A 20,605-nucleotide genomic window follows, 5' to 3' on the forward strand; every position below is an offset into this window, starting at 1 on the left:
TATGCTTATTCTTCTTCTATCCCCCACTTCCTCAATCTTTAATCGCCACTCTTCTTTAGAGAACTAAACAAAACTGGTTCTTCAGAATCTATAGAACAGACATTAAAATAAATCCTGCAAACGAGCCTTACAATCAAGGTTCCGTTACATTTGTTATATTCTTAATTTCTTCTTGTACTTCTGGAGACTTTAGATATTTCCTAAATGCCTCAACTTTTGGGCTAAACGGGGATTTGTAAACAAAAAACAACTTGCGTATGTAGGGGTAATTTTTGTCATTCCACTTATATCCGTCAATTCGTTGAACCGTAACAGTTTGGTGGTTTGCTATATTCAGGGAACTAGCATAACCAATCCCATCAGTTCCTAATTCTGGAACCAAAAGCTGAGTGTCATTATCTTTTGGTAATATTTTAAAACTAGGCTGATGGCAAAAATTTTCCCCATTTAGCACAATATCTTTCACACTTGTAGTAGTACCGCTATCTAACGGTTTCATAATCACTCTAATGGTTTTTTTTGCTCCTCCAAAAGCAGACCAATTAGTGATATTACATACTAAAATCTTTCGGATTTCATTTTGGCTAAATCCCTTTTCATAGGGATTATTTATTCCAGTCACAAATACCAGCCTATCGTCTGCTATAGGTTCTGATACCAAACTATTTTTATTTTGTTCTTCAGTAGTTAAAGGACGAGAAGAAGCTGCAATATCTGCGTCGCTTTTTTCAACAGCATTAATTCCCTCACCAGAACTTCCAGGAACTAGGACTATCCTAGACTTCTTATACTTTTTCTCAAAGCTATTTTTGATAATCGCCTTAATTCTTGCCATGCTATTAGAGCCAGCAATTCTAATATCTGTATTATTTAACTCTTCGTCTGATAATGCAGCTTGAGATGGTTTAATAGTTGTTATGGGAGATGGCTGTAAAATAGTTGGAGGAAATGACTGTGAAATAGCCTGATCTAGTTTTGGATCTCTGGGAGAAATTACGTTATGTTTCTCGCGATCTTTATCCCATACCAAAAAGATAATAACTATTACAAATAGAATATTTGGTAATATAAGCAATACTTTTTCTATATTTTTGGTTCGAGGCATGGCTCTTATTTGAGACAAATCTTTTAATACTTCATCGGCTGACTGATAGCGTTCTCTGAAGTCAGCATGTACCATCTTATCTAAAATTTGTGTTAGCTTTTGATTGATTTGGCTCTTATTTGGCCAAACAACTTTATTTGTTTGTGGATTCTTCTTAATTTCATCTGGTGAAACTCCAGTTAAAGCTTGAATTGCCGTCATTCCTAAAGCATATAAATCACAATTTGAGTACAACGGGAGGCCCTTTTCTTGTTCAGGTGGCATATAGCCTTTAGTGCCTACTGGTTGTTTTGAGACTATTTGTGTTTGATTGTTAAAACTTAAAGTAGATATTTCATTAACTCCTCCAAAATCAATTAAAAATATCTTGCCATCACTACTTTGCTTTACTAAATTGGAAGGTTTAATATTAAAGTGTTTAACATCCTCTTGATGAATATACTTTAATATCTCTAAAACCTGTTGTAATAAATCTATCACTTGTTCTTCATTCCAAGGGTTATTGGTTTTAATCTCGGTATTTAAATTTTGTCCAATAATAAATTCAGAAACTATATAGAATTCCTGTTGTTCTTCAAATGATTCGATAATTTGTGCCACTTTACATTGACTATGATCCAACTTTTTTAACTTTTCAATTTCTGTATTAAAGCAATTAATTGCCTGTTTGATTACTATTTGATTGCAATTTCTTGTCTTTAAATGCTTGAGGATATGTTCTGGTTTATTTTGTAATTGTTCGTCTGTGACAATGTAAGTCTGACGACACTTGATTTCATCCATAAGTTCTCCTTTATTTAACTAATTAATTTTGCACTTAATTTTATATTTCCCATGAAGAATACTAGAAGTTTGTAGAGGAATATTTCTGAGATGATCAAAAACCTCTTGTGCAGATTTGTAACGATGTTCTACTGAATGATGCACCATTTTGTTTAAGATATTAGCTAAATCTTTGCTAATATTTTCCTGATTCCAAATGACTTCACCTGTCTGCAAAATAGGGGGTAAATATTCTTCAATTAAAGCTTCAATTGCAACTAATCCCAATGAATAAAGATCGCTCGCATAGCATGGGTTCCCTATCCTGTGTTCTGGTGCCATATATATACTTGTACCGGGGGACTGACCTGGAAGTGTCAAACTTGTTGTTAGCAATTCGTTGAGTTCTTTCACTATCCCAAAATCAATCACAAATATTTTATTATCATGCTCTTGTATGACTAAATTTGATGGTTTGATATCTCTATGGATGATTCTTTCTTCATGAATATATGTTAGGGTTGGTAAAATATCCTTTAACATACTAATAACATCTTGTTCTCTCCAAGGGTTACTATTGTCTAGTTTCTGTTTCAGATCAAAACCCTCAATATATTCTTGAACTAAATATAGTTCTCGTTCCTCTTCAAAATAATCAATAAGTGTGGGTATTTGAGGATGACTACCTAATTTTTCTAAAGTTTTTGCTTCTTTCTCAAAGCGCGTTCTTGCTGTTGACAAAGCTAAGGTGGTAGTAAAGTCCCTCTGATTTAGTTGTTTAATTACACACTGTTTTTCACTGGGATCTTCTTGATTTCCATCCTCCGCTAAATAGGTTTGACCTTGACCACCTTTTTTTAATTCTCGAACAATTTTGTAGCGTCCTCTTATTTCTTGTCCTCTTTCGAGAGTCATAAAATCTCCCACACTATATTTAGCCATTTTCTTAATCTAAATCAGTACTAAATCGTGAGTATCTGTAAATCTTTCTATTTTTTATAGAAAAAGAGGGAGCTTTATCATTAGTTGCAAGGTAAGGTGGTGTAACCTTAATTGTTACAATTATTGAAATGCTGTTAGGAGATTTTCTATGTTTTCTGCTGCATAACCAATCTCTAGCTGTGATTTACCTTGCACCATTTCTTTGATAGCATCTAGTGATTCTTGAAAATTTCCTTCGAGATATAACCTATTCTGAATTAAAGTAAGAATATGGTTTTTATGAGCTTCTTTGAGATTTGCATCTAAAGATTTTTTCAAAGCGTGGCTCTTAAGTAGGTTAAGTTTATGAGTTTTGCTAAAGGTCTGAATTTCTTGACAAACCTCTTCAGTAAATTTATTTCTAACGTACTCCCATACTGCTGGTTGAAGGGTATAAGTTGCTTTACCTTTTTCGATTAAATCTCGTTTGGCTAAAGAATTAAGAGCATTTAAAAAGTCGGAAGGGGATACTAACAAAGAAGCATTTTGCAATTTTGTTAGTGAAACTGATTCCGAATTTTCAGCAATTGCTTCTAAATAAGGAATATCATCTTTGAAGCTTGAATCTTGTTCAATTGCCAGCCAGTACATAATATCTTTTTCTAAATCTGTTAAACGCTCAAATTGTTTTTTTATTAGGTCACTTATATCCATAAACACTGCCGACAAGCTTTGCTCAATAAATGCTGAAACATCACCTCCGAATAACTCTTTAATCGTTGTAGAAATAATTTTTAAGGCTAAGGGATTACCTCGATATACGTGAATTAGTGTTGACCATTTTCTCTCTCCAGTCAATTTTTTTGCTTTCAATATTGCTTTAGCATCATCTTGTTTCAAGCCCTCAAGTAGTAATGAACGAACGGATACGGTTTCTTCTTCAAGTAAAGCGATTTCTCTAGGTTTTTCTCGACTGGTTATGACTAAACAGCTTTGTTGATGTTCTTTACCTAACTGTTTTAGAAGTTGACCATATTCCTTATATTTTTCTTCATACTGCCCAGCAAAATCACCTTTTTTTAAAATGGTATCCCAATTATCTAGTACGAGAAGACAGCGATAATCTTGAAATAAAATTAAATCTTCCTTGAACTTAGCGATCGCTGGAGCATCCCAAAGCGATCGCCAGATAATATAATCAAATTTACCTTCCATCTCATGAACTAACTTGGCTGCTAAAAGGCTTTTACCTATTCCCGCCATTCCCCAAATAGCTACTAATTGATATTTATTCTCAATAATCCATTCCTTAAGCTTATTCAGTTCTTCTTGTCTACCATAAAAAACGGAAACATCTGGTCTTTCAGCCCCATCTTGGGGCATATAGGGTATGGTGTTTGCTTGAGTGAAATCTGTGTCTGCTGTTATAAAGTTATTTGTGAGTGCAGAAAAGCTATCGCTCACCCACTCTGGTTTGTATCGAGCTACTAAAGCAATCAAATCCCCTCGTCTATTCCTTTTTATACCATTTACTTCCCGCTGAATCTCAAAGCGATCGCAGATATTTTGGATATGCTTACGAACTGTGGCTATTGAAGCATCGATTTTTTCTGAGATTTGTTTATCTGTATAATTCTGTAGCACCAGCATTAACACCTGTCTTGGTTTAGGGGTTAGTTCCTCAATTTTTTTTGTGAATTCACTCTCGCCCATTTATTTTATACTTGCCATGTATTTTTAGAATTCATTACCTATAATACATTATTTACACTAAATACACAATTTTCCAAAAGTAAATTGTTATATATCATACAGTTTACTCATGTTTAAGTGCTTTAGGTGGCAAATTTCAGGCGGAGTAAGCCTTGCTCTACTTTTAAGTGAGGTGAAAAAATATTTCACAGATGGCTTTACACAAATAAAACAAAATAAGGCATAATATACACAAAATGAATTCACGTTGTGAATTCGGTCTGGTTATACCGAAGTCGCTCCTCTTTAGCTAAAGAGGAGCGAGGATTGGATAAGTACCGTTATTAAAAAAGGATAAAAACCTGAATAAACACTTTTCTAGTATCGTATCTACTTACAAAAGAGTAAACCAGCACTGATTCACAGCCAGCACTGGGTAAGACTCCCACTCATTTCTACGAGTACTGATTCACGGTCAGCACTGGCAGATTTTGTCATGAATTTAATTAAGGGGAATCAACATCATGATATCAGACAACATCGAAAAACAGCCGTCAAATAACACCGATATTGAGGTTTCAAAAACTGAGTCAACCTCAAACTACGAAGTGACAACCAAACTCGATGTCAGAAGAGAACGTTTAAGGCAGGCAAAGTTGAGCTTTAACGTAGCTTTAGTGATGAGTGCGATGTGTGGGATCTTCAGCTTATTTGGTGTTGGATTGTCAGTTTCAGGAAATCTCCCTGATGGGTCTACCACAGTTTTTGAGATACTTTTATCAAGTGCGCCTTGGTTGCGATTGGCAAAGGATGCGAATGACCAACTCGATCAGCTTAAGGCTGAAGAGGAACAACCTTAAATTTAAATTCCAGTTAACGGGACTTCAACATTTTTCAGGGAGAAACAAGCCTAAAGCCCATGTAAAGCAAGGGAAATACACCAAATTTTCAAAAATAGCACAAACCCAGATATATCAATAAACCAAGCAAAACGATATGGCTAAAATCATCTCGGCTGAAAGTTTTGTTTAGCAGGGATTATTGTTTTTTCTCTGGAGTAAGTAGATGAAAGCAGACTATTTAGAGGAATCGCTTCTCCGTAAATTGGAGGAGCGTTTGCTTCAACCGGATGTACGCAAGTCGGCTAAAGATGTTATGGACTTACTTGCTGATGAGTTCATTGAGTTCGGAAGCTCAGGGTGTGTTTTCGATAAACAGCAAATTATCAACAGCTTGCAAAATGAACCCATCGAACCCCTGACTCAAAGAGTCATAACAGAATTTAAAACCTTAGTTTTGGCAAAAGGAGTTGTTTTAGTAACCTATCGCATAGTCAAATATATATCTGGCGAACAACCTGTTCATTCGCTACGAAGTTCCATCTGGAAATTGCACAACGATCGATGGAAAATGATTTTTCATCAGGGCACTCTGGTTAGAGAATCATAGTGCAAATTTTGCATAAAAAAGGCTCAAGCATTCTTGCCTGAGCCTTTTCTAGATTCAACTAAATGACTTTCGCCTATTTAGCTTAGTAGCGGCCACCACCGCCACCACGGTTGTAGCCACCGCCACCACCACGATTACCACCACCACCGAAAGAACCACCTCTGTCTTCTCTGGGCTTGGCCTTATTCACTTTAAGGTCACGACCCATCCATTCAGCACCATCAAGGGATTCAATCGCTTTGGCTTCTTCATCTTCTGAACTCATTTCCACAAAAGCAAAGCCGCGTAAACGGCCTGTTTCGCGGTCAGTAGGTAGCTGAACGCGTTTTACAGAACCATATTCTGCAAAAACAGTACTCAGCGCATCTTGTGTAACTTCATAGGAGAGGTTACCGACGTAAATTGACATTAAATGTCTCCAAAATCATAAGTTTGTAGAGATTTAGATTTCGGAGAGAAGTCTGTAATACCAAAAGGGAAAAGCCTGTCAATACTAAAATCAAACACTGTCGCCGAATTAATTCTCATTTCACTTTCCATTGTTACATGGCGACTGCCTTTCTGGGGGAAAGTTTGAAAAACTGTTATAAAAAGTTATATTGCAAGTTGATAGCTAGGTGCTGGGTAGTTCCAAAACGGGTGAGACTACAGCCAGCCGCACTCGATAAACTAGCTCTCTATTCTATTTTCTAAATATTGACCAATCATCAACTGCTCACCAGCACGAGAGATAATAGTCTGTCTGGTGCGGTATTTGCTACCAATTAGCTTTAGCTCTTCCTCAAATACTGAACCGTTGTATTCAGTTCGCAAACACAGCACTTTCGGGTTGGAGAAATAATACTGGGCGGTAACTGGTTTAGATATGGCAAAACCGCGATCGCGATACAAGGTACTTCCCTTCACCCCAAATATTGTTGAACCTTGCGATTCTTTCTTTGTCTTTAGCATATCCGTGCTTTCCCAAACAACTGCTGCACCACAGATTAAACTATCTGCATCAGACAAATCGTGCATCTGAGCTAGCTTTTGCAGTTCATCACAGCCCTGTTCTAGAAAATTAATTGTAACTATACTCTCGATCTCCTTAGTTTCTCCCGCCGGTAGGGTGTAGTAGCGTCGTTGCGATCGCCATTTACCTGCTGATTCCTGAAAAAATTCGGAAATCTGGGATTCATCAGTGGTTTGGACAATTTTGAACAGGGATGTCACGCCTTATCTTCCTCATCTAGTATGAATAAAACATATTTCTGGCAAAAAAGTTCATTCTTGCTGTTGTTGCTATGGTACTTATCACCCTGCTTATTGCCATATTACGCAAGAGGATAAGAAAAAATAGCTTTTTCCTATACATTATAAGCATGGAAAAGCAATAAATCTTTAATATTCTTAATAAAATTCATAAATACCTGTAATTATTTGTAGTTATTTTAGGATAAAAATATGTAGACACAAGGATAATTACTTGTAATACTGCCCCAATTATGATATTCAGAAAAAAGTTTCATGTCTTTAGAGAAAGTCAGGTTTCTCCTAGAGGTAGATTGCAGAAAACTGACAAATATTTATACTAAATTTTATAATTTACTTAGCTGCAAGAAGATTGTCTACCTCTGCGTCAGAAGTAGAGCGGTGAGAAATTTTGGACTTTTGTGGGAAAACAGTAGTTTTTGATCCAAAAAATTACTGTCAGACAGCTTATCAATTCTCGCCGTTTTTTGTTAACGATCTCTTTCAAAATTAGTTAGTAAAGTACGGCTGTTTAACCCCAAAAGCTCCCCAATAGGAGAAAAAAAATGATTTTGGAAAAAAATAAGCCGCACAAACAGATGAAAATTAAAGATCCTGTAATTGCCAACCAACTAATAAATATCCAGTTAGATTCAGTTGTGAAGACTGAGGTGGCGATCGCAGATTCCAAGAGTAGACTGCTTGCAAACAGTATTTGTGCAATAGGTGGAAAAGCGAAAGGGGAAAATTACTTCCTTTCCTCCACTTCTGTAAAAAGTTTATTAATGTCCTGTTTGGTAGCTATCGGACTGCTGACGGCGAGTTGCGGCTCATCGCCCAAAGAATCAGCAGATGCACAATCTCAGAGTCCTGGTAGTAGTAAACGGAGTGGTGCAACACCTGTAGATGTGGCGATCGCTCGAACTGACTTGCTTCAAAAACAACCAGAGTATATAGGTAATACAACACCCTTCCGCATCGTATCAGTGCGATCGCAAGTAGAAGCCCGCTTGTTGGCTTTAAACCTTGATGTGGGCGATACAGTTAAACAGGGGCAAAACGTCGGGCAGTTAGATGATGCCATACTTTCGACTCAATTAAAACAAGCAGAAGCAGAACTAGCAGCCCTGAAATCAGAAGTAGCGAGGGCAAACAATCAGGTAAGCAATGCCCATGCTAACGTTGAAAGGGCGCGGTTAGAAGTAGTACAAGCTCAGGCAGACTCAGAACGGCAGCAGAGATTGTTCAAAGCTGGAGCGATCGCTGAACAAACTGCCCAGCAAGCACGCACCCAGGCGCAAACAGCAGCCCAGGCATTGCGGGCAGCCCAAGAGCAAGTCCGTACAGAACAGCAAGCCGTCGCCGCTGCCCAAGGTAGAGTTTTGGCCCAACAAGCATTGGTTGCCCAAACCAAAGAACGCAGTTCTTACGCGCGGCTGACATCCCCTATTACTGGTGTAGTTATAGAAAAGGTGACAGAACCGGGGAATCTTCTGCAAGCAGGTAATGAAGTCGTAAAAATTGGTGATTTTAACCGCGTCAAAGTCGCCCTTGCAGTTTCCGAATTAGAACTGGCACAAATTCAGGTTGGGCAATCTGTACAAGTGCGTTTAGATGCCTTCCCCAACGAACCATTAATTGGGAGAGTTAGGCGCATTTCCCCAGCTGCGGATGCCACGGCTCGCTTGATACCTATAGAGGTAGTGATTCCCAACACTCAAGGGAAGATTGGTAGTGGATTGTTGGCGCGAGTCAATTTTGAAAATCAGACTCAACAACGGGTTGTGGTGCCGCAAACAGCTATTCAGAAACAAGTAGGAAGTAAGAACTCCAAGGGTACGGGGGAAATGCAAGCAAGTGTCCGGCAGAATTCTTCTTCACCTAACACATCAGGTATAGCAAAGGTAAAATCACAAGACCAAAGTGGGACAATATTTGTCGTCAGAGACACAGAAGGCAAAACGCAGGTGACAGCACGAGCCGTAATGTTGGGACAAAGGGCTGATGGGAGAGTAGAAATTTTATCCGGTTTGCAAGCAGGAGAGCGCTATGTTGTTCGGAGTGGTAAGCCGTTAAAAGAAGGTGACACTATAAGTCTTTCAATTCTTTCAGAAAAGCAATAGTATGGTCAACCAATTTTAGATTTTAGATTTTAGATTGACCCCATGCCTAAAGTCACTAGCTCTGTCAAGTAATTTACGATGTTTGGATTTTAGATTTATTCTCGCGTTTAAATTCGAGGGCAACTCTTGGAGACGCTACGCGAACAGACCTTTTTAAATTTACGATGTTTGAATCTTCAATCCAAAATCCAAAATTTAAAATCTAAAATTCAGTGAGAAATAGCCACTATAGTAGCAAAAAAGCACTCAGTAACCAGACCTTATCACTTAGTATCATGCAACAGGCAAATAATAATGGCAATGGCGGATTTAGCCTTAGTGCGATCGCTATCCGCCAACATATTGGCACACTCATGCTCACCGTGGCAGTAATTGTCATTGGGGTATTTTTTCTGACAACGATCCAAGTCGATCTCTTACCGTCAATTACCTATCCCAGAATTGGCGTTCGGCTAGAAGCTCCTGGTATTTCTCCAGAAGTAGCAGTAGATGAAATCACCAGACCCTTAGAAGAAGCTTTAGCTGCAACCGAAAATGTAGTACAAGTTTTTTCCCGCACCCGTGAAGGACAGGTAAGCCTCGATTTATACTTCCAACCAGGGGGCAATATTGACCAAGCCCTAAACGATGCTACTGCTGCTTTTAACCGAGGTCGGGGACAACTACCAGACACAATCCAGGAGCCGCGATTATTTAAAGTCGATCCTTCCCAATTGCCGGTTTATGAATTGGCACTCACATCTGCTTCTTTGCAAGGTAAAGACTTACGTGTATTTGCTGATGAAGAATTAAACCGGGAACTTAGTGTTGTACCGGGAGTCGCCTCAGTTGATGTATCTGGTGGTGCAGAAGAAGAAGTACGGGTGCTTGTTGACTTAAACCGATTGCAAGCTTTGGGTGTAGGGTTAAATGATGTCTTAGATGAATTAACAGCCCGTAATCAAGATACTTCTGGTGGCCGAATTTTGGGGCAAAATTCCGAGCCATTAACTCGGACTGTCGGACGTTTCCAAAATGCCAAGGAAATTGAAAACCTTTCCTTGGAAGTTTCCTCTGCCTCCCCTGCCTCCCCTGCTTCCTCTACCTCCCCTGCACCTTCCCGCCGCGTCTACTTGCGAGACTTTGCTGAGGTAATTGACGATACCGAAGACCAGCGAGTATTTGTCTACCTCAACCGTCAGCCGGCGGTGAAATTTTCAATCCAAAAACAGCCAGAGGCCAATACGATCGCAGTTGTAGATGCTGTTAAACGGCGAATTGAACAATTACGACAATCAGGTTTAATTCCAGCAGACATGACTTTGAGTCCGACTACAGATGAATCTGTCTTTATTCGCAATTCTTTAAATGATGTCATTTTTTCGGGGATTTCTGGGGCATTATTGGCAGCAGCAGCAGTGTTATTATTTTTGGGATCGTTTAGGCAAACATTGATTATCAGTTTGACGATTCCTCTGTGTACTCTGGCAGCGATCGCTCTGATGAAAATCTTTGGCTTGACTTTGAATGTGTTTAGTTTGGCAGGTCTGACATTAGGAGTAGGTCAAGCAATTGACACATCGGTTGTGATCTTAGAGAATATTTCCGAAAAAGCAGGGATGACTCCCAATCAGAGAGAGAGGGAAGAAGGGGATTCAGGGAGAAATTCTAAATTCTTTATTGATAGTGCGATCGCTGCTTCCCAAGAAGTAGAATCTGCTTTAGTTGCTGCTACAGGTGCAAACTTAGTTTCTGTAGTGCCATTCCTCTTAATTGGCGGCTTTATTGCACTGCTATTTAATGAACTGATTCTGACAATTAGCTTCGCCGTTGCAGCTTCCCTTGTGGTTGCGATCACAGTCGTACCGATGCTGTCTTCTCGACTTTTGGGAATTCCCTGGTCTAGTCGGATCGGCGAATTTTGGCTGCTTAGACAGTTTAATCACCGATTTGAAGATGCGACGCGGGGATATGGTAACTTCCTAACCAGGGTTTTACGCTATCGGGTTCTTGTAGTAACTGCTGCTTTGCTAATTTTAGGCGGTAGTAGCTTCTTGATGTTTGGTCAAATTCCCCAAGAAATTTTACCCCGCATCAGTACTGGTCAAGCTAACTTGAGAGCGCAGTTTCCCCCCGGTACACCTTTAGCAACTTCTGAAAAAGTTATGCAAATTGTCGATGACATTTTGCTCAAACAACCAGAAACACAGTCTGCTTTTACAACTGTGGGCGGTAATCTATTTGGTAGTAATACTACAGAAAATCCTTTACGTGCCAGCAGCACCATCAATCTAAAACCAGGCACAGATGTCGAAGCCTTCGTCAAAAAAGTAACTCAGGAATTTAACAAACTCAACTTAGCAGGAATTCTGCTGCGCCTCAATCCTGGACAGGTGCGGGGTTTAATCTTGAGTAATTCTCCAGTGCAAGGATCGGAAGTTGACGTGATTTTGCAAGGTGAGAATGAAGAAAGTTTAACGCAAGCAGGGGCGCAAGTGTTGCAAGCATTGCAAGAAAGGGCAAAATTAGCGACATTCCGACCAGATGCCGACCCCCGACAACCGGAAATCCAAATTCGCCCTGACTGGGAAAGGGTTTCGGCTTTAGGGTTGAGCGCAGGGCAAATTGGTGCAACTGTTCAAACAGCAATTGAAGGTTCTGTTCCTACACAAATTCAACGGGGTAATCGTTTAGTTGATGTGCGGGTACAGCTAAATAAAGAAGCAATTGCGCGTCCTTCCCAGCTAAAGCAATTACCGCTATTTACAGAAAACAATCAACTAATCCGGCTTTCAGATGTTGCAAGCATTCAAGAAGGTCAAGCGCCTGGTGAAGTGCAACGGATTAATCAGCGCCAAGCTTTTATCGTGGCAGGAAATCTCACTGAGGGAGCTAGTCTTGGTGAAGCGATCGCAGAAGTCAACGAGGTACTTAAGGATGTAGACTTACCTGATGGCGTTTCAATTGTGCCCAGTTCTGCCCAAGAAACTAATCAGCAACTTCAGGATGCTTTAAAAACTTTGGGGGCGTTAGCAACGTTCTTAATCTTTGTAGTTATGGCGGTGCAATACAATTCGCTGATTGACCCATTGGTAATTATGTTCACCGTACCACTAGCCTTAGCTGGGGGAATTTTTGGACTGTACATTACCCAAACTGCCATCGGCGCAACTGTAATTGTTGGCGTTGTGCTGCTGGTGGGAATTGTGGTAAACGCAGGGATTCTGATGGTAGAACTGGCAAACCAAATTCGGGATGAAGAAGGTTGTACTCGTCAAATTGCGATCGTGAAAGCTGCTCCCCAACGCTTGCGCCCGATTATCATGACCACTGTCACCACCATTTTGGGACTGTTACCCTTGGCATTAGGCATTGGCGAAGGTTCTGAGTTTTTGCAGCCTTTAGGGATTGTAGTTTTCTTTGGGATGGCGATCGCAACAATGCTGACGTTATTTATCATCCCCTGTTTTTATATTCTGCTACACGATTTACTGGGTGGAAATTGGGCAAAACCAGTGTTTATCCGGTTGCGTGGATTTACGAGAAAATTCATCTCTATCACTGATAGGGATTAATTTTCAACATCTTGCACACTGAAATTTAAATGAACTCGATCTACCAACAAAAAAACTTGTTGGTAGATCGGGTTAGACTCAGTTTTTTATATCTTCACATATTGTCTAATGTGTCAACACATAAGCTCTAATTTAGATTTATTATAAAGATTACGTGAAATTACTAGTGATTGTGATATAGCATTACAAGAATTGCTTTATAAATCAACCTATGAGTAGATGTAAATTCACTGAGCAGACGCACATTAACCGCTATTTATCTAGCAGATGCATAGCAGTTGAAAAGTGAGCTTTTGCTGTTTGATTTAACCCACTCAGAATAGCATTCTCTCAATCAATATGAAGAGGACAGAAATATGACAGTAGTAACCAAAATAGCCTTGTCTCTTCTCGGAGCAGCAGGAATTAGTTTTTTATCTTTGACACCAGCCAGAGCCGTTATCTTGGTAGAACCCATTGTGACGACTCAAAATCAAGACATACTCGACACCAAAAAACCAAGAATCCTTACAGATTATCAACCAGGGCAAGTAGTAGAATATGGTGTTCCAGATGTAGCTAATAACTTCCTAAATAACACTGGGTACGATCTAGAAAGCTTAGTCTTTGATTTGAAAACCCTGTCCTATAGTAATCCTGATTCTACTCCAGCGTATAGCAATGAGCCTGTGGAGTGGGGAGATGTTAATGGAGATGGGAAGATTGGTTACTCTACTAACCCCGATCTTAAGAATATTTTTACAGACGTTACTATCAGTGGTAGTACTATTACTTTTAGTGGTGGTGTAATTCCAAACGGAACCCTGTTTTACAATCCATTCGCCACCCTGCCCAATCTAGCGCCAGGTGGTGGGATCATTCCACCAATACCAGCAGATCAAGCAGATAAAGATGGGCCGATCAGAGTAGCTGGTTATTACACCGCTATTCCTGAATCAACTAACGTTTTGGGGGTAGTTCTCTTTGGTGCTTTAGGTGTAGCTTTAAAATTAAAGCGATCGCTACACTGCTAATTTGAACTGGGGAATAAATAAGGAAGCAGGGGGAGGTGAGGGAGACAAGGGAGACAAGGGAGAATTATTTAACAAGTTTCTTACCCAATGCCCCATGCCCAATTCCCAATGCCCAATGCCCTTACTTTGTAATTAATTCACAATACACTGCTAGGGTTTCCTGATGAACGCGGGCAACACTCAACCACTGGAGGTTTTGATTTGCCCGATTTTTCCACTCGTGCAGCATATCGGCATTACTCAGTAATTGCACTAAAACCCCAGCCAAAGCATTACTATCTTTTGCTGGCACTAAAAGACCTGCTTGCCCATTGTCTAAAGCTTCAGGAATTCCATCTACTTGAGTCCCAACGATCGCAATTCCAACTTCCCTCGCTTCCGAAAGTACTAGAGGGCAAGGGTCACGATGGGAAGCCAACACAAATATGTCACAAGATATCAGGTAGCGTTGAGGTTCTGGCTGGAAGCCTTCAAAATGAATTCGTTCTTTGACAGAAGTTGCTTGTGCTTGTGCCTCAAATAGCTGTTTATCAGGGCCATTTCCTACCAAATAAAGGTGCGCTTGAGGAAAATCTGGGGCAATTTGTTCAAAGGCTGTGATTAACTCAGCGATACCTTTGCGTTCATACATCCCGGCTACGGTGGCGATCGCGGGACGTTGTAGTGCTAGAGGTTGATAATCTTGTATTTGTCGGGTGCGAGGACTGCCCAAAGTGCCATTGCATACTACCCGCAACTTGTTTTCTGGGATACCACGCTTTGCCATCGAATCTCGCACCACCTTGCTAACGGCAATTACCCTGTCAGCTAAACCCATCAACAGACTGGAACGCTGAAATTCGTTGTGGACTGTGGAAACTAAAGTATATTTATGTCCTTTAAAAATACGTGCTAAAATCACCCCTGTCATCATGTGGGCATGAACAATATCCGGCTGAAATTCCACTGCGATCGCCCGATAACGTATAGCCGCTTTTATAATATTTATCGGTTTTCTTGTTTGGTCTAATTGGTAGTGTTTGACACCACATATATTTAGTAATTTCTCATATTCACCACCAGCAGAAATAACCGCCACCTCATAACCCGATTTTGCCTGTAAACAAGCCAGATCCACAGCCACATTCACAATCCCATTACCTATTTCTTGAACGTGGTTCAAAATATGAATAATTCGCATAATCCTTGAGATATGTATAAAAAATCAAGATAAGTAACTGAGTGTAAATCAACATAATTATTGAGGTCTTTAGCGACAACTCAATATTAGAGGTTGTTTGAAAAGTAATTGGTTGTGATTTTAGGCACTTAATCGATCCCCCCTAACCCCCTTTTTAAAGGGGTGAACCGGAGTTAAAGTCCCCCTTTTTTAAGGGGAGCCACTGCGCCCTTGCGGTTCCCCGACTTGAAGCACGTGGCGTGGATTTAGGGGGATCTAAAAGTTTTGCTACCAACAAGAGAACTTTTCAAACATCCTCTTAGTCAGTAGTGCGAAAAATTAACCAATAGCGCTTCTAACTAGTTACCTAACTTAAAGACTTATTCAATAATGGCTCGATAAATCGGGGTAAAACTGCAAAATTATGAAGACTGAATCTGCTATTTATAATTATTTCTGCGGCCAGCGCCAGTTATAGCGATTCCATTCGTAGATTCCTTGAATTTCATACTCAGCACCGTTGAAGAAGCGGACGATGCAATTGGTAGAGGTATCATCAGCATTGCTAATTTCCTCGACCTTAATCACCATACAAGGAAACCACTCACGCTTACAAGGCCCATCTTCTTGCACCCATTCCCATAGGGCATTGGAAACTTCAATGCGATCGCCTACTCTTAACTTTAGTGCATCCTCAAAATAAGAATACTTATCAAAATGGCATGACTCAACCCGATTCAACCACTGTAAACCGTAGCGTTGCCGGATAAATTGTACTGTTCCAGAGTCATTGTTTAGCAGCCAGTCGTTGAGCAATTGCACTTTCCAAGTGCGGTTGCGTTGTTCTTCATCTTTAACAAACTGTAAAAATGCTTCTAACTCTTCTGCGGTGAGTTCGTCTAAGGGATTAGCAGTATTTGATCCCCTAGAGGTAGAATTTCCCTGAATTTGCTCAACTACTTGCAGTAATATCTGTTTCTGCGCGTCAGTGAGAGGACAGCTTGCTGCATCACAATCATTAAAGGCTGCGAGCATAGATGCTTCAATCTCATCTGGAGTCATAAGTTAATAGCAATTGAGGGTTTATTTCCCTAATTATTACAAAAGTTAAATTAAAGTCTCCAATCGTCTTGTAGTTAAATTCAGGTAAGCTGAGGTTATAAGTTATATCTTGTTAAATTAAGTTACGGGGTCTTGTATGCGGTTGCGCTCACTCACCGTCGTTTTTATTTCCTGTCTCATCACGTTTCTATCGTGGGTGATTATTCCCCCTGCTGTAGCGTTGACACAGATTAGATTATTTGATGTTTCTTATAAAGATTGTCCTCCAGAATTAGCAAAAGGGGCTGTTATCAGTAGTGGTAGCGCTGCTGCCAATTGTTTTATTGTCATTGGCAAGGCTGAAAATGGCACTTATAAAACAGTCTACGACGCAGATATTTTTGGACGTATTTATGATGCCAATAATGATTCGGTGATGCAAAATCGCACCCGTCTTGGTTCTATTCCTGAAGTGCCGCCAGGTATTAGCTATTTTGAGTTGAGAATTTCTGTGCCTGCAAATCAGCCTACTCCTTTGCAGCTGAAGCAGTTTAAGGCTGCCGGATTTAGTGGTCAAGTGCGTAGATAGTCAACTGCCCCACCCACAAGGGGATGGGGTTTTACGCACGATCAATAAATAGCAATCCCAAAGGCTTGGGATTGCTTCGTTTCGCTTCTCTATGAGACGCTCCGCGTAGCAAGATCCCCTACGGGGTACGCTCTACTCGCAATGACAATGTATATTTAATTTTGCATAACTACTTATTGTAATTGTATAAGTCTGAGCTTGTTAGCCCAGACCTAAAATTCTTTACTTGAACATGGAGCAAACTGCAAATCTGTGTTATCAGATGGATTGCAGACCACCACCTACTATTTGAAGCAGTAAAATAGCTAACATTGCAGAAAAATCTATTCCACCCAAAGGGGGAATGATTGAGCGGAACAGATTTAGGTAAGGATCGGTTATCTGGCTCAAAGTGGTAAAGGGTTGGTTGTACCAGTTGATATTGGGGAACCAGGTCAATAAAACCCTAATAATTAGCAAAATAGTATAAATCTGGATGAAACTGGACAGAGTATTAATCAGAAGGTACATAGATTTGGTGATTTCCTACTAAGTGTCAAACGCGGTCTTATCTTTTAATTTTAATTTAGTCCATGTCATAGTGTTTGCAGATTTAGCACCGATCGCACAAGACATTTTCACCACACCTAAACAAACATCAGGAGTCTTTAGTGAGGGTACGGTCATTGCTAGCTTGGGGTGAACTGCTATTCACGTTTCCAAGTTGGTTTCGCACTTCGTCAATTGTGGCATTTAGCTGGGCAATTTTATCTTCTAGCGATCGCCTAGCGGTTTCTATGCCGATGTTCTCATTTTCTGAGGCTTTCATCTGCCGACGTTTTGCCGCTATTTTCTTAGCTTCCACTTGGCTATCCGTCAGTTCTGTCTCCTCCTCTGCTAGTAATTGGGGATCGCGTCGAGAAGCAATCAGTGCCCCAATAACACCACCAAATACGCCACCGACAAAGGCCCCTGCTAAAAAACCACTGCCAAAACCATCTCGCTGACTCATATATTTACCGCCTTCAACAAACCTTGCAACTTTTACAGTAGTTATGCTATCTTTTCTGTCCTAGCTGCATACTAGCTTAAGTCCCAAATGTGCGATCGCCAGCATCTCCTAATCCTGGTACGATATATCCCTTATTATTAAGTTTTTCGTCAATAGTAGCGGTGTAAATTATTAAACCTGGATAAGCTTCACTCAATTTTTGCAAAGCTGGTGGAGCCGCTACTACGCAAACAATTCGGGTCAGGGAAGGATCGGCACCCCGTTGTGTTAATTCTGCCATTGTAGCCATAATTGACCCTCCGGTTGCCAACATTGGATCGGTAATTAACACTCGTGTTTGAGGGTCAAATTTTTCTGGCAACTTGTTCAGATAACAATGAGGTTGCAATGTCTCTTCATCTCGCGCCAAACCAAAATGATAAACCGATGCCAAGGGTAATAAAGTCTGCGCTCCCTCAAGTAATCCTAGTCCAGCCCGCAGAATCGGTACTACTGCTACTGGTATCTGCGGATCGATCACGGTTGCTGGACAGGTATCCAAAGGAGTTTGCACTGCTGTTTCTTGGGTCGGCAACCAGTCTCGCGCAGCTTCATAAGTCAGCCATCTTCCTAACTCAGTCATGGCGCTGCGAAATAATACTGAAGGCGTACCTGCATCACGGGCAACTGCTAGCCAGTGTTTGATCAGGGGATGGGGTGGAACATAAACGCGCAATTGTAGCGTCATAGCCAGAAATAGGCGACTTTTTATTGTACAAGAACTGAAACACCATAATACTCTTTCCTGCATCCGGCTGACAGCTAAAATTAATCATCTTGATTTTATTGATAAAAACTTGCATTAGTAGTTGACATTTATTCTCAATCAAGGGTATATTGTTTTTCAGTGTTCTCCTCTCTTTTAAGGATCGGCAGACGGGATTAGCCAGCAGTAGCAGGCTCGTCCCTCTTTTTTTTGATTGGGCATTGGTAAACCATTCATGAAGTCTAGACTAAGGACAAATGATAAAAGACAAAAATGCAAGATCAAGATATAGATGCGATCGTAATTGGGTCTGGTATTGGTGGGTTAGTAACAGCGACCCAGCTAGCGGCGAAGGGAGCGAAAGTGCTGGTACTGGAACGTTATTTGATTCCAGGTGGTAGCGCAGGTTATTTTGAACGCCAAGGCTATCGATTTGATGTTGGTGCATCGATGATTTTTGGGCTGGGACAAAATGGCACTACTAACTTACTCACACGGGCTTTAGCAGCTGTGAATGTTAGCCAAGATGCGATCGCAGATCCAGTACAAATTCACTATCATTTACCCCAAGGTTTAGACCTGAAGGTTGACCGAGTTTATGAAAAATTTTTGCAAAATCTTATTGCTCATTTTCGCCATGAAGAACGGGGGATTCGTCGCTTTTATGATGAATGCCAAAAAGTATTCAAGTGCCTCAACAGCATGGATTTGCTATCGCTGGAAGAACCTCGGTATTTACTGCGGGTATTTTTCCAGCATCCTTTGGCGTGTCTCGGTTTAGTTAAGTATTTGCCCCAAAATGCCGGAGATTTTGCCAGACGCTACATCCAAGACCCGCAATTATTGAAATTTATCGATATGGAATGTTATTGCTGGTCGGTGGTTCCATCAGACATGACACCAATGATCAATGCTGGGATGGTCTTTTCTGATAGGCATTATGGCGGAGTTAACTATCCCAAAGGTGGAGTAGGACAAATTGCCCAAAAACTGGTGGAAGGTCTAGAGAAAGCTGGGGGTAAGATTCAGTACCAAGCTAGAGTCACAAAAATCCTCACAGAACAGGGAAAAGCAGTAGGTGTGCAACTGGCTAATGGTCAAGTATATCGGGGTAAACGCGTAGTTTCTAATGCCACACGCTGGGATACCTTTGAGCAACTACTACCATCAGAAGCAATGCCAATTAATGAGAAAAAATGGCAACAAAATTATCAAAAATCTCCAAGCTTCTTGAGTTTACATATAGGGCTAAAAAAGTCAGTTTTACCTGTGGGGACAGAGTGCCATCATATTTTGCTGGAAGATTGGGAAAAGATGACAGCAGCAGAAGGGACAATTTTTGTTTCGATTCCTACATTGCTTGACCCAGATTTAGCACCAGATGGATATCATATCATTCATGCCTTCACACCTCACTGGATTGATAATTGGCAAAAACTTTCTCCAAGTGAGTACGAAGCAAAGAAAGAAGAGGCGGCTGGGCGAATTATTGACCGCCTAGAGAAGATTTTTCCTGGTTTAGATGCTGGATTGGATTATTTAGAAGTGGGGACACCCCGCACCCATCGCCGCTTTTTGGGTCGTCAGGATGGCACTTATGGGCCAATTCCCCGACGCAAGTTGTGGGGGTTATTAAATATGCCTTTTAATCGCACAGCCATCCCAGGACTTTATTGTGTTGGGGATAGTACCTTTCCGGGTCAAGGTTTGAATGCAGTAGCTTTTTCTGGGTTTGCTTGCGCCCACCGCATTGCTGTAGATTTAGGATTGAAATCTAAAATTTGCTGATTAGAGGAATAGCTTACGCAAAAAGCCTAGTAAGCGGATAGCAAAATCTATATTTACCTCAGTTTTACGTGCAGTCTTTATTTCCTCTAAGATATTCTGCATCTGTGCTGCATTGTCTTTATTTATGCCGATGATACTAACATTTATAATTGCTGCTGTTACACTATTGAGAGTAAGCTTGCATTCGTCAAGCGCTAACTCTAATTTGTTTACTTCCTTCCAGTTTTTTTGACTTTGTGCCTTTAAAAGTTCAAACTGAAGCTGAGACCAAATATCACGTAATTTTTCTTCTGTATTATTGAGTTGTTCTAATTTGATTTGATTACCAGGTATTGCTTTAAACTGAGAAATTATTTCTGCAAAAGTATCTAAAATATTATCAGTTTCCATAATTTATTATTTATATATTCAGTTAAATTGTGAATTATATTCATGATTAGTTG

At 40.4% G+C, this 20,605-nt stretch carries 18 protein-coding genes; 7 read left to right on the forward strand and 11 right to left on the reverse strand.

Going from position 1 to position 20,605, the window contains the following annotated elements; translation table 11 throughout:
- Positions 1-133: 133 nt before the first annotated feature.
- From GTQ43_RS22375 to GTQ43_RS22385, 3 genes are all read right to left on the reverse strand, one after another.
- Entirely contained in the window at positions 134-1,888 is a 1,755-nt protein-coding gene (locus tag GTQ43_RS22375) for a serine/threonine-protein kinase (protein WP_265274940.1), read from the reverse strand.
- Positions 1,889-1,906: 18 nt separating this feature from the next.
- Positions 1,907-2,809: a serine/threonine-protein kinase gene (locus GTQ43_RS22380; protein WP_265274941.1), complete on the reverse strand. Its 903-nt coding sequence runs from the start codon at positions 2,807-2,809 to the stop codon at positions 1,907-1,909.
- Between the two features lie 120 nt (positions 2,810-2,929).
- Positions 2,930-4,501 carry an NB-ARC domain-containing protein gene (locus tag GTQ43_RS22385; protein WP_265274942.1) on the reverse strand — a complete coding sequence of 524 codons (1,572 nt, stop codon included), beginning with the start codon at positions 4,499-4,501 and terminating at the stop codon, positions 2,930-2,932.
- A gap of 503 nt (positions 4,502-5,004) precedes the next feature.
- Between GTQ43_RS22385 and GTQ43_RS22390 the strand changes: the two genes are divergently transcribed.
- Together GTQ43_RS22390 and GTQ43_RS22395 are read left to right on the forward strand one after the other, a co-directional pair.
- The gene (locus GTQ43_RS22390) at positions 5,005-5,340 is read left to right on the forward strand and encodes a TRADD-N-associated membrane domain-containing protein (RefSeq protein ID WP_265274943.1); all 336 of its coding nucleotides are present in this window, start codon (positions 5,005-5,007) and stop codon (positions 5,338-5,340) included.
- A gap of 205 nt (positions 5,341-5,545) precedes the next feature.
- Positions 5,546-5,929 carry a DUF4440 domain-containing protein gene (locus GTQ43_RS22395; RefSeq protein ID WP_265274944.1) on the forward strand — a complete coding sequence of 128 codons (384 nt, stop codon included), beginning with the start codon at positions 5,546-5,548 and terminating at the stop codon, positions 5,927-5,929.
- Positions 5,930-6,011: 82 nt separating this feature from the next.
- Here GTQ43_RS22395 and GTQ43_RS22400 read toward each other — a convergent pair whose 3' ends face one another.
- Positions 6,012-6,338, reverse strand: coding sequence for an RNA recognition motif domain-containing protein (locus GTQ43_RS22400; protein ID WP_265274945.1), 327 nt, complete (start codon positions 6,336-6,338; stop codon positions 6,012-6,014).
- Positions 6,339-6,598: 260 nt separating this feature from the next.
- Positions 6,599-7,141, reverse strand: coding sequence for a phycobiliprotein lyase (locus GTQ43_RS22405; RefSeq protein ID WP_265274946.1), 543 nt, complete (start codon positions 7,139-7,141; stop codon positions 6,599-6,601).
- 584 nt (positions 7,142-7,725) lie between these two features.
- On the opposite strand from GTQ43_RS22405, the gene GTQ43_RS22410 reads away from it, so the two are divergent.
- From GTQ43_RS22410 to GTQ43_RS22420, 3 genes are all read left to right on the forward strand, one after another.
- Entirely contained in the window at positions 7,726-9,282 is a 1,557-nt protein-coding gene (locus GTQ43_RS22410; RefSeq protein ID WP_265274947.1) for an efflux RND transporter periplasmic adaptor subunit, read from the forward strand.
- Between the two features lie 275 nt (positions 9,283-9,557).
- Complete coding sequence (locus GTQ43_RS22415; protein ID WP_265274948.1) at positions 9,558-12,836, forward strand: efflux RND transporter permease subunit; 3,279 nt, start codon at positions 9,558-9,560, stop codon at positions 12,834-12,836.
- A gap of 356 nt (positions 12,837-13,192) precedes the next feature.
- Positions 13,193-13,849, forward strand: a complete 657-nt coding sequence (locus tag GTQ43_RS22420; RefSeq protein WP_265274949.1) for a hypothetical protein — start codon at positions 13,193-13,195, stop codon at positions 13,847-13,849.
- A 121-nt stretch (positions 13,850-13,970) separates the two neighbouring features.
- Here the strand turns inward: GTQ43_RS22420 and GTQ43_RS22425 are convergent, their stop codons facing one another.
- Together GTQ43_RS22425 and GTQ43_RS22430 are read right to left on the reverse strand one after the other, a co-directional pair.
- Positions 13,971-15,029 carry a glycosyltransferase gene (locus GTQ43_RS22425; RefSeq protein ID WP_265274950.1) on the reverse strand — a complete coding sequence of 353 codons (1,059 nt, stop codon included), beginning with the start codon at positions 15,027-15,029 and terminating at the stop codon, positions 13,971-13,973.
- Positions 15,030-15,458: 429 nt separating this feature from the next.
- Positions 15,459-16,070, reverse strand: coding sequence for a hypothetical protein (locus GTQ43_RS22430; protein WP_265274951.1), 612 nt, complete (start codon positions 16,068-16,070; stop codon positions 15,459-15,461).
- A 136-nt stretch (positions 16,071-16,206) separates the two neighbouring features.
- On the opposite strand from GTQ43_RS22430, the gene GTQ43_RS22435 reads away from it, so the two are divergent.
- Positions 16,207-16,638, forward strand: coding sequence for a biotin carboxylase (locus GTQ43_RS22435; protein ID WP_265274952.1), 432 nt, complete (start codon positions 16,207-16,209; stop codon positions 16,636-16,638).
- 258 nt (positions 16,639-16,896) lie between these two features.
- On the opposite strand, the gene GTQ43_RS22440 is transcribed toward GTQ43_RS22435, so the two are convergent.
- From GTQ43_RS22440 to upp, 3 genes are all read right to left on the reverse strand, one after another.
- The gene (locus GTQ43_RS22440; protein WP_265274953.1) at positions 16,897-17,148 is read right to left on the reverse strand and encodes a YggT family protein; all 252 of its coding nucleotides are present in this window, start codon (positions 17,146-17,148) and stop codon (positions 16,897-16,899) included.
- A 127-nt stretch (positions 17,149-17,275) separates the two neighbouring features.
- Positions 17,276-17,629, reverse strand: coding sequence for a hypothetical protein (locus tag GTQ43_RS22445; protein WP_265274954.1), 354 nt, complete (start codon positions 17,627-17,629; stop codon positions 17,276-17,278).
- A gap of 76 nt (positions 17,630-17,705) precedes the next feature.
- Complete coding sequence (gene upp, locus GTQ43_RS22450) at positions 17,706-18,356, reverse strand: uracil phosphoribosyltransferase (RefSeq protein WP_265274955.1); 651 nt, start codon at positions 18,354-18,356, stop codon at positions 17,706-17,708.
- A gap of 291 nt (positions 18,357-18,647) precedes the next feature.
- On the opposite strand from upp, the gene crtH reads away from it, so the two are divergent.
- Entirely contained in the window at positions 18,648-20,162 is a 1,515-nt protein-coding gene (crtH, locus tag GTQ43_RS22455; RefSeq protein WP_265274956.1) for a carotenoid isomerase, read from the forward strand.
- Here crtH and GTQ43_RS22460 read toward each other — a convergent pair whose 3' ends face one another.
- The gene (locus tag GTQ43_RS22460; protein ID WP_265274957.1) at positions 20,163-20,552 is read right to left on the reverse strand and encodes a hypothetical protein; all 390 of its coding nucleotides are present in this window, start codon (positions 20,550-20,552) and stop codon (positions 20,163-20,165) included.
- Positions 20,553-20,605: the final 53 nt, after the last annotated feature.

It is taken from the genome of Nostoc sp. KVJ3 (assembly GCF_026127265.1).
Lineage (GTDB): Bacteria > Cyanobacteriota > Cyanobacteriia > Cyanobacteriales > Nostocaceae > Nostoc.

Bases quoted from the DNA above. Each gene is read 5' to 3' on its own strand.
- GTQ43_RS22400 (WP_265274945.1), bottom strand. From the start codon at position 6,338: ATGTCAATTTACGTCGGTAACCTCTCCTATGAAGTTACACAAGATGCG.
- GTQ43_RS22445 (WP_265274954.1), bottom strand. From the start codon at position 17,629: ATGAGTCAGCGAGATGGTTTTGGCAGTGGTTTTTTAGCAGGGGCCTTT.
- GTQ43_RS22425 (WP_265274950.1), bottom strand. From the start codon at position 15,029: ATGCGAATTATTCATATTTTGAACCACGTTCAAGAAATAGGTAATGGG.
- crtH (WP_265274956.1), top strand. From the start codon at position 18,648: ATGCAAGATCAAGATATAGATGCGATCGTAATTGGGTCTGGTATTGGT.
- GTQ43_RS22395 (WP_265274944.1), top strand. From the start codon at position 5,546: ATGAAAGCAGACTATTTAGAGGAATCGCTTCTCCGTAAATTGGAGGAG.
- GTQ43_RS22375 (WP_265274940.1), bottom strand. From the start codon at position 1,888: ATGGATGAAATCAAGTGTCGTCAGACTTACATTGTCACAGACGAACAA.
- GTQ43_RS22380 (WP_265274941.1), bottom strand. From the start codon at position 2,809: ATGGCTAAATATAGTGTGGGAGATTTTATGACTCTCGAAAGAGGACAA.
- GTQ43_RS22435 (WP_265274952.1), top strand. From the start codon at position 16,207: ATGCGGTTGCGCTCACTCACCGTCGTTTTTATTTCCTGTCTCATCACG.
- GTQ43_RS22440 (WP_265274953.1), bottom strand. From the start codon at position 17,148: ATGTACCTTCTGATTAATACTCTGTCCAGTTTCATCCAGATTTATACT.
- GTQ43_RS22420 (WP_265274949.1), top strand. From the start codon at position 13,193: ATGACAGTAGTAACCAAAATAGCCTTGTCTCTTCTCGGAGCAGCAGGA.
- GTQ43_RS22460 (WP_265274957.1), bottom strand. From the start codon at position 20,552: ATGGAAACTGATAATATTTTAGATACTTTTGCAGAAATAATTTCTCAG.
- GTQ43_RS22430 (WP_265274951.1), bottom strand. From the start codon at position 16,070: ATGACTCCAGATGAGATTGAAGCATCTATGCTCGCAGCCTTTAATGAT.
- upp (WP_265274955.1), bottom strand. From the start codon at position 18,356: ATGACGCTACAATTGCGCGTTTATGTTCCACCCCATCCCCTGATCAAA.
- GTQ43_RS22415 (WP_265274948.1), top strand. From the start codon at position 9,558: ATGCAACAGGCAAATAATAATGGCAATGGCGGATTTAGCCTTAGTGCG.
- GTQ43_RS22410 (WP_265274947.1), top strand. From the start codon at position 7,726: ATGATTTTGGAAAAAAATAAGCCGCACAAACAGATGAAAATTAAAGAT.
- GTQ43_RS22385 (WP_265274942.1), bottom strand. From the start codon at position 4,501: ATGGGCGAGAGTGAATTCACAAAAAAAATTGAGGAACTAACCCCTAAA.
- GTQ43_RS22390 (WP_265274943.1), top strand. From the start codon at position 5,005: ATGATATCAGACAACATCGAAAAACAGCCGTCAAATAACACCGATATT.